Origin of the sequence: Veillonella sp. ZSJB6 (assembly GCF_051549505.1) — a bacterium.
Taxonomy (GTDB): Bacteria; Bacillota; Negativicutes; order Veillonellales; family Veillonellaceae; genus Veillonella.
Genome location: NZ_JBPUGE010000007.1, coordinates 39,378 through 53,869, shown reverse-complemented (window position 1 = coordinate 53,869; position 14,492 = coordinate 39,378). Strand labels below are relative to the sequence as shown.

Sequence of the window (14,492 nt, the reverse complement as noted above, 5' to 3'; positions counted from 1 at the left end):
AATGGACATGAAAAAAGCATTTTTACCGGAAATTACATATATGCGTGGACTCTGTATGCTCGGTGTTATCGGCATTCATGTAGGTTCTTACGCATTACAAAATCCTTTTGTAAATTTAGAACTCATTAGCGTCTTAGAAATTCTATCGCGCTTTGGAGTACCAGCATTTTTCTTCCTCTCTGCATTTGGATTGTTCTACCATACATCTGTAGAGGGACCATTCTCATATAAGGAATTTATGCACCGCCGTATTCAGGTGGTGCTATTTCCATATATTACGTGGTCCATATTTTATTTGCTCTACACGGGACTAACGGCGCATAATCTAGGTAATTTGCATCCGGGACCATTGGCTGTAAATCTATTATTTGGTACGTCTATGTATCATTTATACTTTATGGTTATCCTCTTATGGTTCTACGTGATGATGCCTCTATGGCGAGCTATGGTGAAAGTCATCTTAAAACGTCCTGTATTCTGGATGGTATTACTATTTATCATCCAAGTTGGCATCGATTATGTATCATCTTACATGCTCGGCCGTTGGGTAACAGAACATCTTAGTAATAACCCTGTATTGAAATATCTCTTTGATATGAGACTAAATTATTGGGTTATCCATTATGTGTGGATATTCTTGTTGGGTGCCGTATGTGCTGAGCGCTATGAAACGGTATGTGAATACATGTGGCGCTATCGTTACTTATTAGGTGTTAGTGCGGTAGGCTCTATTTTATTGATGCTTGGATCCTACTACTATGTCATGGACGTATGGCATTATACAGTGCTTGAAGCAATTTATACAGTTCATCAAATGAGCCCAATGGGTGTTCTCTATACTGGACTGGGAACACTATTTAGTCTGTTCTTATTCCAAACCTTACCAATGAATGCGACTATGGAATCTACTTGGTCAGAAATAGGGGATAAGTCCTACGGCATTTATTTAGCGCATCCATTCTGGTTGTTAATTATCTCTGGTGTGATGGCTAAATATAATCTTTTGTATACCGTGGTCAATGTGCTTGCGATGTATGTGATGGCGCTAGGCCTGTCCTATTTGACTGCTGTGACATTAAACCATGTACCTAAACCATTACGTAAATTTATATTAGGACATTAATAATATACATCCGCTAGGATATAGTTTTTAGCTATGGCATCCTAGCGGATTTTTGTATATCTAAGTTATATCTTTCACAAAGTAAAGTGTGAAAATTTGAAAGTAATTGTGATATAATAAGTCCATGATGATTACTACTTGATAGAGTAACGATATAGAAAAAGAGGTGCTCCTATGCAAGAATTAACATATTTTAATGGCGAGTTTGTTGAACCAGGTGCCAAAGTTATCAGTATTGATGACCGTGGTTATTTGTTTGGTGACTCTGTATACGAAGTGGTACGTGTCGTAAAAGGCCGTTGCTTCGCATTGTCTTACCATCAAGATCGCTTGTATCGCTCTATGCGTGAAATGGATATTCCCGTAAAAATGACCCCAGATGATTTAACAGAATTGCACGAAATTTTAATCGAGCAAAGTGAAATCAAAGAGGGCTATATTTATTTGCAAATCTCTCGTGGCGTAGCGCCACGCCATCATGCATATGATCGTTCCAAACTAGAACCACAAATGCTCATGTCTATCCGTAATTTGGATATGGATGCAGTTAATAAATTGGGTGAAGGTGTAAAAGCGATTGCATTACCTGATGAGCGTTGGGACCATGTAGATGTTAAGACTACTAATTTGATTCCAAATATTTTGGCACAAACTAAAGCGGAGAAGAAATTTGCTTATACTGCCATGTTGTTCCGTGATGGCGTTTGTACAGAAGGTGCAACATCCAATGTATTTGCTGTCAAAGATGGTATCTTGTATACGCATCCAGCAGATAATCATATCTTAAAAGGTATTACGCGCCAAATGATTTTGACTCGCGTAGCACCATCTCTAGGTATTACTCTTATCGAAAAAGAATTTGACCGCGCCTTTGTAGATGATGCGGACGAATTATTCTTTACCGATACAATTGGTGGTGTCATCCCAATTACTAAGCTAGACAGAAATCCAGTATCCGGTGGTAAACCAGGTGCTATTACACTTCGTCTACGCGAAGCACTAGAAAAATTGATGGAAGAAGGTTTGCCTTAATAGGTAATCTACTTTCATTACATGGTAAACTTTTACCTTAAGAAAGGACATTATTTTGATTCAATTACAACACATTAGTAAAGTCTATGAAGGCGCTACTCGTGTGGAAGCATTAAAAGATATTAGCCTTGATGTTAAAGAAGGTGAAATCTTTGGCATTATCGGTCAATCTGGGGCCGGTAAATCCACATTAATTCGATGCATCAACATGCTCGAAGCTCCTACATCTGGCTCTGTTATCGTCAATGGTACAGATTTAACAACACTTAGCAAATCCGATTTACGTAAAGCACGCAAAGATATTGGTATGATTTTCCAACATTTTAACCTTTTGTCCTCTCGTACAGTGTATGACAATGTGGCATTTCCGTTGGAATTACAAGGCTTGAGCAAATCCGAAATCAAGGAACGCATTACGCCAATCCTTGATATCGTAGGTCTTACTGAGCGTATGAACAACTATCCATCTCAATTGTCTGGTGGTCAAAAACAACGTGTTGGTATCGCTCGTGCCTTAGCGTCTAATCCAAAGGTTCTTCTTTGTGATGAAGCTACATCTGCTCTGGATCCGCAAACAACAGAATCCATTTTGAAATTGTTGAAAGATATCAACGAAAAAATGGGCCTTACTATCGTTCTCATCACTCATGAAATGCACGTAATCCGTGAAATCTGTGATCGCGTAGCGGTTATTGAAGGTGGTGTAATCCTCGAGGAAGGTAGCACTGTTGAAGTATTTACACATCCTCGTGAAAATACCACAAAAGAATTCATTAGCTCTGTAGTAAGTGATAACTTACCGCCAGAAGCGTTAGAACATTTGGAATTGCATGATCAATGGATTGCAGGTACAGCTCCATTAGTACGCCTTAAATTCACAGGCCAATCTACAGATGAACCTGTAGTGGCAGGTCTCGTACGACGCTTTAACCTCGATGTAAGTATCCTCTTTGGTGGTATCGACTATATCCAAAATACATGTGTTGGTCGCCTTATCGTTATCTTGAATGGTGACCCAGAAAATGCGCAAGAGGGTTTAGACTACATCAAAACATTACCAATTGAAAGCGAGGTGATCGGTTATGTCAGAGCAAATCATTAATCTTCTCATAACTGGTACCCTTGATACATTGCAAATGACCATTATTTCTACGGTCATGGCTATGTTACTTGGTATCCCTCTCGGTGTTATTTTGGTAGTAACCTCTAAGGGTCATATCTTAGAAAATGTAGCGCTTAATAAGGTGCTAGGTGCTATCGTCAATGCAACGCGTTCCGTACCATTTATCATTTTGATGGTAGCTATCATTCCATTCACTCGTATGGTGGCAGGCACATCTATTGGTACCACTGCAGCTTGTGTGCCTTTAACAATCGCTGCAATTCCATTCTTAGCACGTCTTGTAGAAACATCTATTAAAGATATTAACTTTGGCGTAATTGAAGCGGCCCAATCCATGGGTGCAAGTCCACTCCAAATCATTTGGAAAGTATTATTACCTGAAGCATTGCCTACGATTATCGATAATGTAACGGTTCTTATCGTTAACCTCATCAGTTACTCTGCAATGGCTGGTGCTATCGGTGGCGGTGGCCTTGGTGATATTGCTATCCGCTATGGTTACCAACGTTTCCAAGCTGATATTATGATTGCTACCATTATCATCTTGGTTATTTTGGTACAATTAGTCCAAATGATTGGCGATGCTTGGTCTAAAGCGATGAATAAGAAGTAGGAGGATCCTATGAGTATCAATGAGAAGTTGAGAAGTGAACAAAACGATGAGCTATTCACCGCTATATTAACGCTTGAAAATACTGAGGAGTGCTATGCATTCTTTGAAGATATCTGTACGATTAATGAATTGAAAGCTTTGTCTCAACGCTTACAAGTAGCAAAAATGCTACGTGCCGGTGATAGCTACGAAAAAATTGTAGAAGAAACAGGTGCAAGCACGGCTACCATTAGTCGTGTTAAAAGATGCTTAGTCTATGGTGCTGATGGATACACATTAGCTCTAGATCGACTAGGTGCAAAATAAAATAAACTAGCATGACAACGGTGGCCTTTGGCGACCGTTGATGTGCTATCTGTAGGAGGTTTATATGGAGTGGCTTATTGAGGTAACGGGGTTACCCTTTGATATCCTAATTCTCGTTTTGCTCGCTGTAGCAGGTGCCTTTGCAGGCTTTGTAGACTCCATTGTGGGCGGTGGGGGCCTAATTTCTGTTCCTGCTATGCTATTGACGAATCTTCCACCCAGTATGGCATTAGGTAGTAATAAATTATCTAGTATCTTTGGTGCTGGTAGTGCGTCAATTACATTCTTAAGAAATCATATGGTTGATTTTTCCTTGGTTCGCAAATTACTACCCTTTACATTTATAGGTTCCATGCTTGGTACCTTGGCCGTCGTATCATTGCCACCGTTATATGTAAAACCTATCATTATTGTCCTTCTTGTTGGTGTCACACTATTTGTGGTATTTAAAAAGGATTGGGGCGAGGTAAATCGTACATCCCAAGTGGCGGGCAAAGCCTTATATATCTGCATGGCCTTCGCTCTTGGCATCGGTATCTACGATGGCTTTATTGGACCTGGTACAGGCACGTTTTTGATTATGGGCTTTATTTTTACTGGCTTTGATTTTCTGCATGCTTCAGCGAATGCAAAAATATTGAATTTTACCAGTAATTTAGCATCCTTAATCGTATTTTTCTATTTAGGTCACGTCAATATTAAGTACGGTTTAGCTACAGGGGTAGGCCAAATTATAGGTGCTTACCTAGGATCTCATTTAGCTATTGCTAAGGGTTCGTCGTTGGTACGTGTTGTATTCTTGTCGGTAACGACAGTTATGTTGTTGAAATTAGTCTATGACTATGTTTCCACATTATAGGAGGGCAAGGTATGCCTCATAAAAGTGATGTACAAGTGGCATTGATTAGTGGTGGCACATCGGGCATCGGATTTGCTACGGCAAAATTGCTTCTTAAAGAAGGCTGGTGTGTTGTCATTAACGGTCGTGATGAAAAATCAGGACAAACGGCTAAGATGAAATTGCGCCGCTATTCTTCAAGGGTGCAGTACATCCAAGGGGATGTATCGAAGATTGAAGATTGTCAGCGTATTGTAAAAGAAACCGTTAAATTATTCGGCGGTGTTTCTGCTCTCGTAACAGCAGCAGGCTATTATGAAGAAGAGCTTCTAGCAGATGTAACGGAAGCAGCCTTTGATGAAATGTTTGGCACCAATGTGAAAGGTACGGTTTTCTTGTGCCAAGCGGCATTGCCCTATTTGCGCGCTACAAAGGGCAGTATCGTAACGGTAGCTAGTGATGCAGGCTTACAAGGTAATGTGGCTTGCTCTGTATACGGCGCTTCAAAAGGTGCGGTAGTGAGTTTTACGAAATCACTATCCCTTGAAATGGCACCACATAATGTGCGCGTTAACTGTGTTTGTCCTGGTGATGTGGATACCTCTTTAGTAGATAAACAAATTGCAAATGCTCAGCAAGATGCAGAGGCTGCTAAGGCTGAAATGGGCCAACATTATCCCTTGGGACGCATTGGTCAACCTCATGAAATTGGGGAGGTTATTGTATTTTTATTGAGCAATAAAGCTTCCTTTGTAACGGGGGCAGCATGGACTATCGATGGTGGTCTCACTAGTTGGTAAGATAGAAAATATTGGAAGTTATTTTATTTTTTAAATCTATAGATAATTAGAAAAATTCATTTCACTTCTAGCAATAGAATGGTATAATAATACTAATAATATGACCTATAGTTGGTTCACAACAAAGGAGAATACTTATGGCAGAATATAATGGCGTAACACTTGAGCCACTTATGGATGGTTCTCAAGACCGTGACTATCAAGTTGAACAATTTATTTTCTGGGGTGCAGGTCGTGCAGCGGCATTGGCATTATCCCCTAAATTCAGCAGTGTTGCTTTGTGCGCCAATGCAACGTATATGGTAACTCGCATTGCACATCTTTACGAAGTAGAATTACAATCTGGTGCCGTAGTGGGTCTAGTTGGTGGTCTTAGCACAGCTGTAGGTACAGCGGCTATTTCTCTTCTTGTTCCTCTAAAAGCAGTTCGCGTTCCTGTAGCAGTTGGTTTAACATATGCTATTGGTAAAATTGCTCACATTTGGATCCAAGATGGTATGCCTTCTGATATCGAACGTTATAAACCAATGGTTGCTGAATTCCTTGAAAGCGGTAAAGCTATAGCAGGTGACATCATCCGTGATGCAAGCGCTAGCATTCCTTTCACACAAGGTCAACGCGACGTTTGGGCTGGTATTGCTAATGAAACAGGTCTTGCTAAAGAAACTTTGAAACAAGTTTACGAAGAAAAAGTAACACCTGCTATCGATAAATGGAATACAGAAACAAAATATCAACTTCATGACAATGCAGCAGAAGTTGTGGCGAAAGTAACCGATGCGGCAAAAGAGAAAATTGATGTTGCTAAAGAAAATATCGATGTAGCTAAAGAATTAGCTAAAGGTGGCGTAGAAGTAGCTAAAGCTTCTGCACAAGCTGCAGTAGAAACTGCAAAAACTAAAGCTAATGATGCTGTTGAAACAGCAAAAGATGTTGCTACAAACACTGTTAATACAGCAAAAGATAAAATTGGTGGTTTGCGCAAATAGGCGCTAAAGGATTATGAAGATGAATCCATTAAAAATTATTACATATGGTAAGTATTTTAACGAATCTAAATTCGTCGCTTTTTTAGGGCGATATGGTAAGAAGCTTGCCTTTGTACAACGAGCAGTGACCTTGTTCCTCTGCATGCGTGACAAGGACACTCCAAAATATGTAAAAGCAGTCATTGCTGGTGCCTTAGGGTATCTCGTATTACCTATTGATATTGTGCCGGATACAATTCCTGTATTAGGTTGGATAGATGATGTAGCAGTGCTTGGCCTTGCTTTCAAGGTTGCCAATCGTTACATCAAAACTAGTCATCAAGAAGAGGCAAAAAAATACTTCCCATTTGGTGGCAGTAACTAGCTTTTAACCATAAAGGCAGTTTGATCCGTTGCGGTTGAACTGCCTTTATTTATTTGACACACTAAAGTAATAGATATACAATGAAGATTGTATTCTATGAAAAGAGAAGGAAAAATGTATGCATATTGCTTCAGTAAATGTACGCTTTTACGAAACCGATATGATGGGTATTGCACACCATAGTAACCATTTTAGATGGTTTGAACTGGCGCGCATTGAATTCCTTCGTAAAATCGGTGTAACCCTGTGGGATATGATGAATGAGGATATTGTATTTCCTATCATGAATGTATCCTGCAATTATAAAGAACCAGCAAATTTCGATGATGAGCTTCACATCGAAACATACTTGGTTAAAATGACACGTGCTCAAATGGTATTCAGGTATCGTATGCGCCGTGCCAGTGATGGTGCTCTCCTAGCTACGGGAGAGACTAAGAATGCATTTATGTCAAAATCAACAGGTAAAATTGTGCGATTAGACGACACTTTTTATCAGCCTATGTTAGCAGCTGTTGAGGAGATGCCTAATGAATAATGTACAACAATTGCCTATCGGCGTATTTGACTCCGGTGTAGGCGGGCTATCTGTTTTAAAGGTCTTACAAGAACAATTTCCTAACGAAGACTTCATCTATATTGGCGACAATGCGAACAACCCTGTGGGAAATCGCAGCGATGATGAAATTACATATTTAGCTTGTCGTATTGCAGAGGCTCTTGAAAAACAGCCTGTTAAATTGATGGTCATTGCTTGCAACACGTTTACTGTTGTAGCCCTTGATGCGGTGCGCGAACGCGTATCTGTACCAGTTATTGGTGTGTCACAAGGTGTGAAAACAGCGATTAGTCAAAGCAAAAGCAAGACGATCGGCATCATGGCGACAGTAGCGACTGTGAATAGTCATATTCATAAACATGTAGCACTTGAAGTTGATCATGAAGTGTTTGTTTGGGAACAACCTTGTCCTGAACTAGCAGGCCTCATCGAGCAAGGTCATTTAGATGACTTCTTTGTACGTGATGTATGTACTGAGTATTTAGAGCCTTTATTGTCTCGAGAAATTGAGGTCGTAGTGTTGGGCTGTACACATTTCCCATTTGTACAACCTTTGCTAGAGGAGCTAACGTCAGGGCGCATTCAATTTATCGACCCTGCTTTTGAAACAAGTGAGTTAGTTCGTCGTAGATTAGAGAGTAAGGATTTGATTAATCCTCAAAAATCTGCAGGCACTGTGACATTGTATTTTACAAAGGATGTAGAGCTTGGTGATACATTGAGTGCTTCCTTCCTCGATACAAATCGTCGTACTATTGAACATATTACATTGTAAAGGAGATGCCCTATGTGGTTTTATAACATCCTAAGTGTAGTAATAGCTATTATTGTAGCTATTGCCGCTTTGTATTTATTATTCCGTTTGTTCGTATTGAAACAAGGTAATGAAAAGGTTATCTTGTTGCCAAAACGTGCGACAAACTTCCAAGTATCTGATCGTAATTTTGAATCCATTACCTTGTTCTGTGACATTCCATTTGTGAACAAAGGCCGTCAACTTGGTACAATTATGGATTTGTTCCCACGTCCATTGTTGCCAGAGGAACATTTTGATGCGGTAAAAGTAGATGCATGGGCTATGGACATTAATCGTCCTCGTCATGATGGCTATTTTGAAGCAGTTATCATCAAACCTCGCAAAGGCGGTACTATTCGTGTATTCGTTACATTGACAGGTAAAAATGGCAATATTCGTGAAGATATTAAGGGCTTCCCTTATATGGACATCGATATTTACTACCAAATCGTAGGCCGTACAGATTATCATATCGATAAACAACGTATTCGTTTGACTGCTGAAGAAGTTCAAGCAGCATTGGTTCAATAAGGAGGCATAACAATGGCAGAATTAGAGTTAGTATGTGTGCCAACACGTATTCTTACAGATAATGATGACATCGTGGATGCTATCGTTGAATTTGGCGGTCATAATATTGGACCTGAAGATATCGTTTGTGTAGCTGAATCTGTAGTAGCTATTACACAAGGTCGTTTTACACGTCCTGAAGAGCTAGATGTATGCTGGCAAGCTCGTTTAATCAATCGTTTTATCCATCCAGATGGTTCTATGGCATCCATTTATGGCATGCAATCCGCTATGAACTTGGATGGTAAATGGAAAGTATTAGGTGCCTTTATTTTAGGTGCTATTGCTAAAATTTTCCGCAAACCAGGTGTATTCTATGCAATTGCTCGTGCGGCATCCTTAACTGATGACGTAACTGGCACAATGCCTCCATTTGATAAGCACATTGTATTTGGTCCAAAGGATCCAGATAAAGTAGCTGAGAAAATCGTATCTCGCACAGGTTGTTACGGTGCCGTTGTAGCAGACGTTAATGACTTAAAACGTTCCGCTGTATTAGGTACAAGCCGTGGCATTGACGGTAATAAAATTGCACAATTATTGATTGATAATCCATTTGGTAATGATAGCCAAATGACTCCGATTGTTATCATTAAAAATTACGCATCTGTATCTGGTAAATAACAGAAGGCTGTACTCATCACATAGAGATGGGTACAGCCTTTTTATATATTGTGAAAGTTAAAGGAGGTTATATGTTACTAGGGTTAGACGTAGGTGGTACTTTCACAGATGCGGTCATCATCGACGGTCATCGTGTAGTAGCATCTGCTAAAAGACGGACTACGAAGGATAATCTAATGCAAGGAATAGGTGAGGCATTAGATGCAGTTTTGACAGGCTGTAATACATCAAATATTGAACAAGTTACTCTATCCACTACAGTGGTAACAAATACCATTGTAGAACAGAAGGAACAAGTAGTAGATCTCTATGTAGTAACTGGGCCTGGTCGTAACGTAGACGATATATTCCCTGTGAGTCCTATATATCTTCAAGGCTATACAGATCATAGAGGGATTGTGGTAGAAAGCACACCTCTAAATGCAGTGCGAGATATTGCTAAAATGGTTCAATCCCGTAGTGGCACTGATTTAGCCGCTGTATCTGCTAAATTTGGGGTACGAAATCCTCAAGAGGAACTATCGATAACAGAAGAACTGAAAGATAAGTATAATACCATTTCTAATGGCAGCTTATTAAGTGGTTCATTGAATTTCCCTCGCCGTACCATTAGCGCCTATTTTAATAGTGCTGTTACACCTGTATTTACTATTTTTAAATGTAATGTTGAAGAGGCCCTTAGCATTCGTAATATTAAGGCTCCACTCCATATTTTGAAAGCTGATGGCGGTTCCTTGCCTATGGAGCATATGGTGAGTCGACCTGTAGAGACTGCTTTTACGGGACCTGCAGCTACTGTGCTTGGCTTATCTGCCCTTGGTGCAATTGGTGAAGAGCATACAGTTGCTTTAGATATTGGGGGCACTACAACGGATATTTCTCTGTGGAAACACGGCAAACCATTAATGACGAAAAATGGTGTATCCATCCGTGAGTATCCAAGTGCAGTTCGATCCTTTGCAGTTACCTCCGTCGGTATTGGTGGTGAATCTGTGGTTCGCATAGTAGATGGTGACGTTACAGTCGGACCAGAACGGGTGGGCCCATCGGCGGCCTTAGGTGGCGCGGAACCTACATTAGGGGATGCACTCATTGTACTGGGCCATGCAAACTATGGTGATATGAAGCTAGCCATCCAATCTATGGAGGCATTAGCCAATAGATTACCTGCGTCATTACATGACAGCTTAACATCTGACTCGACTAAAGTTCAACAGCAATTAGGTGATTCTATTACGGCTTCTGATGTGGCACGCTTAATAGTCAATAAGGCATTAGAAACAATTCAGCATGGTATAGATGAGGTGGTAACGGCAGAGAATAAACGACCTATTTATGTAGTGGCGGATATTGTGAATCCCGATGTATTTGTACCTGCTCAAATCGTTGTAGTAGGCGGTACGGCGCCTAGCTTGGGATCAAGTATCGGCGATTATTTGCATTTGCCTGTTACAATTCCAGATAATGCAGCCGTGGCTAATGCTATCGGTGCGGCCCTAGCGTTATCGACTATCGAACTTACGGTTCACGTCGATACAAAACGGCGTTTGCTCGTCATTCCTGAGTTGGGAATCAAGCAACAAACATGTACCTTAAAGCGGGTGGAACAAGTTGTGGAACGCGCTAAAGAGGTACTCGGTGAAGAAGCATTGCGTTTAGGACTTGGTAAGGACCAGGATATAGAGGTGATTAGTATCGAAGACTTCCCTGTAGTAGAGGGCTGGCAATCAATGGAACGGTTAATCACTGTAAAAGTACAACTAGCAGCGGGGGTGAAACAGTATGTGGAATAAAGGACTATCCTATCGTGAACGTCATGGACTTGGACACAAGGGTACAAATGAAGGCATTCATACAAATGTAGATGATACGTTACATACTGATGAAAATGCACCAAAACATAGTTTAGGTTTAGTGTTTTTCCCTGCCTTTGACTGGAAGATTTCTGAAACCCATCCAGAACGACAAGAGAGATTACTGTACACTCGGGATCAAATCGTAGAGGAAGGGTTATTAGATATACCTAATATTAAAGAATATAATCCTATCGTTGCCGATTGGGATACCATAGAGCGTGTCCATGTGGGCGCCCCTGATTTAGAATCTTGGGTAACGGAAGCACACCGTGTGTCAGCAGGCGGTGCTATTGCAGCAGCTGATGCGGTTATGCGAGGTGAAGTAGATCGTGCCTTTGCCCTCGTTAGACCGCCAGGGCATCATGCAATGGCCATGGTGCATGGTATTCGTGGATTTTGTACTATAAACATTGAAGCCGTCATGATACAGCACATGCGCCAAACCTATGGTATTAAACGCGTTGCTGTAGTAGATACAGATGTACATCATGGCGATGGCTCTCAAGATGTGTTCTATCATGATCCAGATACGCTATACATTAGTTTCCACCAAGATGGACGAACCCTATATCCTGGCACAGGATTTATGGATGAATTTGGTGGGCCCCAAGCAATCGGTGGCAATATAGATATCCCGTTACCGCCAGGAACAGGTGACGAAGGCTTGATGAAGGTCATGCGTGAACTTGTATTGCCTATCTTAGAAGAGTTTAATCCAGATATTGTTATTAACTCTGCAGGGCAAGATAATCACTTTAGTGATCCTTTAGCGAATATGCAGGTTACTGCAAAGGGCTATGCTGAGCTGGTGGATTTATTACAAGCAGATATTGCAGTATTAGAAGGTGGTTATTCTGTACAAGAAGCATTGCCCTATGTAAATACAGGTATCATCTTATCCATGGCAGGTCTTGATTATAGTAAGGTCGTAGAACCTGCTTTTGACCCTGTTAAATATAAGCAAAGCCAAAGTGTAACCGCTTATATTGATGACCTTATTGTTAAGTGGAAAATCCAATGGGCTAATCGGCATAAAATGGCCGAAGAGGAACGAACAGGTGTAGGAGATATATGGTCGAACCGCTACAATGTGTACTATGATGAAACGGGCGTACAAGAGGAACGACTTGAAAAGGTGCGCATGTATGCAGATAAAGTAGGCTGGCATAGCGTACTTTCACGAGGCCAATACGGACCTTATGGACCACAAAGCGTATATGCTATGTTTATCCCTTGGCAAGCGAACGAAGGTACTCGTCAAGATGCGATTGCAGAGGCTGAAAAGGCTAAAGCAGAAGGTGGAGCTAGCCGCTATGTTGTGGTCGATCCACTTGGTGCAGGCCAATATGAACTATGATCGTGATTCTTATAACATGGTAGAGATTCTTATAATATGGTAAGGATTTTTTATAGAAATGCACCGTATTATGTTCACAACGGACATTACAATCCGATTCATGGTAATAAAAAATAGTTAACATGTGATATAATAAGAAGAAATAACGCCCCTTTGTGTAAGGGGCGTTCTAATGTTTAGTTTTAGAATGGTGAGGTTCCTATGCGCAGTGATAATAGAACAGCAGGTCAATTGCGACCTATTAAAATAACACGGAATTTTACAGAGTATGCAGAAGGTTCTGTACTCATTGAGTGCGGTAAGACTAAGGTTATCTGCACGGCTACTGTGGAGGATTCTGTGCCGCGCTGGCTAAAAGGTTCTGGCCAAGGATGGGTAACAGCCGAATATTCTTTGTTGCCACGTTCTACGCAAACTCGTGTAAGCCGTGAGGCGGCAAAGGGGAAACAAACGGGCCGTACCGTAGAAATTCAACGTCTTATCGGCCGTGCATTGCGCGCTGTCGTAGACCTTGAAGCTCTTGGTGAACGTTCTATTACAATCGACTGCGATGTAATTCAAGCCGATGGCGGTACGCGTACAGCCTCTATTACAGGCGCCTTTGTGGCCCTTGTTGATGCGGTGGACTTCACCTTTGGTGGAGCAGGCAAATTCCCAATTACTGATTTCTGTGCTGCTATTTCTGTAGGCATTGGTCCTGACGGTCCTATTACAGATCTTTGCTATGAAGAGGACAGTGCTGCTATCGTAGATATGAATGTGGTGCGCACCGGTTCTGGCAACATGGTTGAGGTACAAGGTACTGGTGAACATGGTACCTTTAACCGTGATGAGCTCAATGCATTACTTGATTTAGCAGAGGCTGCTACAGATGAGCTCATGGCAAAACAACGTGAAGTACTTGGCACAACAGCAGATAAAGTAGGTAAGGTATATCCTACAGCTCCGGAGGTGTAAGATGGAACAAATCGTACTTGCTACAGGAAATAAAGGGAAAATCCGTGAATTTTCTGAGGCGTTCTCCCATTTATCTATCGACTGTGTACCGGTGAAAGATGTCATTTCCATTGAGGAACCAGAGGAAACTGGTACAACCTTTATGGAAAATGCTCTTTTAAAAGCTCACTATTATGCAAAGGCTACGAATCGTCCATGCCTTGCTGATGACTCTGGTATCACTGTAGATGCTCTTAATGGGGCTCCAGGTGTGTATTCTGCTCGTTATGCCGGCCATCACGGTGATGATCAAGCTAATAATGAAAAATTAATTCGCGAATTGCAAGGTAAAAGCGACCGCACAGGTCATTATGTATGTGCCTTAGCTCTCGTATATCCTGATGGTCGTGAAGTGACAGCAGAAGGCTATTGTGATGGCCTCGTACAAGACGAGCCAAAAGGGGATAACGGCTTTGGCTATGATCCGTATTTCTATGTGCCTGAGTTCAAGAAAACAATGGCTGAACTTCGTATCGAAGAAAAGGAAACAATTAGTCATCGTGGCCGTGCACTACGCGAATTAATTAACAAGCTTTGATATTTTCG

At 41.1% G+C, this 14,492-nt stretch carries 17 protein-coding genes; all 17 read left to right on the top strand.

Features of this window, described 5'->3' with window-relative positions; translation table 11 throughout:
* Position 1 precedes the first annotated feature (1 nt).
* Entirely contained in the window at positions 2-1,123 is a 1,122-nt protein-coding gene (locus ACSV5T_RS08320; protein WP_227721511.1) for an acyltransferase, read from the top strand.
* Between the two features lie 174 nt (positions 1,124-1,297).
* Positions 1,298-2,155 carry an aminotransferase class IV gene (locus tag ACSV5T_RS08315; RefSeq protein ID WP_005387963.1) on the top strand — a complete coding sequence of 286 codons (858 nt, stop codon included), beginning with the start codon at positions 1,298-1,300 and terminating at the stop codon, positions 2,153-2,155.
* Positions 2,156-2,210: 55 nt separating this feature from the next.
* Positions 2,211-3,257 carry a methionine ABC transporter ATP-binding protein gene (locus ACSV5T_RS08310; protein ID WP_005387964.1) on the top strand — a complete coding sequence of 349 codons (1,047 nt, stop codon included), beginning with the start codon at positions 2,211-2,213 and terminating at the stop codon, positions 3,255-3,257.
* Positions 3,238-3,891, top strand: coding sequence for a methionine ABC transporter permease (locus tag ACSV5T_RS08305; RefSeq protein ID WP_005387966.1), 654 nt, complete (start codon positions 3,238-3,240; stop codon positions 3,889-3,891). The genes ACSV5T_RS08310 and ACSV5T_RS08305 overlap by 20 nt, the downstream gene beginning before the upstream one ends.
* 9 nt (positions 3,892-3,900) lie before the next feature.
* A complete protein-coding gene (locus tag ACSV5T_RS08300; protein ID WP_005387967.1) occupies positions 3,901-4,197 on the top strand; it encodes a YerC/YecD family TrpR-related protein in 297 nt (98 codons plus the stop codon).
* A gap of 64 nt (positions 4,198-4,261) precedes the next feature.
* Positions 4,262-5,056, top strand: a complete 795-nt coding sequence (locus tag ACSV5T_RS08295; protein ID WP_438320766.1) for a TSUP family transporter — start codon at positions 4,262-4,264, stop codon at positions 5,054-5,056.
* A gap of 11 nt (positions 5,057-5,067) precedes the next feature.
* Positions 5,068-5,835 (top strand): SDR family NAD(P)-dependent oxidoreductase, encoded by a 768-nt coding sequence (locus ACSV5T_RS08290; RefSeq protein ID WP_257847276.1) that lies wholly within the window; start codon positions 5,068-5,070, stop codon positions 5,833-5,835.
* Positions 5,836-5,972: 137 nt separating this feature from the next.
* Positions 5,973-6,824 carry a hypothetical protein gene (locus ACSV5T_RS08285; RefSeq protein ID WP_156719658.1) on the top strand — a complete coding sequence of 284 codons (852 nt, stop codon included), beginning with the start codon at positions 5,973-5,975 and terminating at the stop codon, positions 6,822-6,824.
* A 19-nt stretch (positions 6,825-6,843) separates the two neighbouring features.
* On the top strand, positions 6,844-7,188 hold the full coding sequence (locus ACSV5T_RS08280) for a YkvA family protein (RefSeq protein WP_314357304.1): 345 nt from the start codon (positions 6,844-6,846) through the stop codon (positions 7,186-7,188).
* Positions 7,189-7,306: 118 nt separating this feature from the next.
* The gene (locus ACSV5T_RS08275; protein WP_295206252.1) at positions 7,307-7,726 is read left to right on the top strand and encodes an acyl-CoA thioesterase; all 420 of its coding nucleotides are present in this window, start codon (positions 7,307-7,309) and stop codon (positions 7,724-7,726) included.
* Complete coding sequence (gene murI, locus ACSV5T_RS08270) at positions 7,719-8,522, top strand: glutamate racemase (protein ID WP_438320764.1); 804 nt, start codon at positions 7,719-7,721, stop codon at positions 8,520-8,522. The genes ACSV5T_RS08275 and murI overlap by 8 nt, the downstream gene beginning before the upstream one ends.
* Before the next feature lie 12 nt (positions 8,523-8,534).
* Positions 8,535-9,074 carry a hypothetical protein gene (locus ACSV5T_RS08265; RefSeq protein ID WP_105085335.1) on the top strand — a complete coding sequence of 180 codons (540 nt, stop codon included), beginning with the start codon at positions 8,535-8,537 and terminating at the stop codon, positions 9,072-9,074.
* A gap of 12 nt (positions 9,075-9,086) precedes the next feature.
* Positions 9,087-9,737, top strand: a complete 651-nt coding sequence (locus ACSV5T_RS08260; RefSeq protein ID WP_295206244.1) for a coenzyme F420-0:L-glutamate ligase — start codon at positions 9,087-9,089, stop codon at positions 9,735-9,737.
* 71 nt (positions 9,738-9,808) lie between these two features.
* Complete coding sequence (locus tag ACSV5T_RS08255; protein ID WP_438320763.1) at positions 9,809-11,530, top strand: hydantoinase/oxoprolinase family protein; 1,722 nt, start codon at positions 9,809-9,811, stop codon at positions 11,528-11,530.
* On the top strand, positions 11,520-12,950 hold the full coding sequence (locus tag ACSV5T_RS08250) for a histone deacetylase family protein (RefSeq protein ID WP_438320762.1): 1,431 nt from the start codon (positions 11,520-11,522) through the stop codon (positions 12,948-12,950). Before ACSV5T_RS08255 ends, ACSV5T_RS08250 begins: the two co-directional genes overlap by 11 nt.
* 201 nt (positions 12,951-13,151) lie before the next feature.
* A complete protein-coding gene (rph, locus tag ACSV5T_RS08245) occupies positions 13,152-13,907 on the top strand; it encodes a ribonuclease PH (protein ID WP_156719664.1) in 756 nt (251 codons plus the stop codon).
* 1 nt (position 13,908) lies between these two features.
* Positions 13,909-14,484: an XTP/dITP diphosphatase gene (locus ACSV5T_RS08240; protein ID WP_438320761.1), complete on the top strand. Its 576-nt coding sequence runs from the start codon at positions 13,909-13,911 to the stop codon at positions 14,482-14,484.
* Positions 14,485-14,492 lie beyond the last annotated feature (8 nt).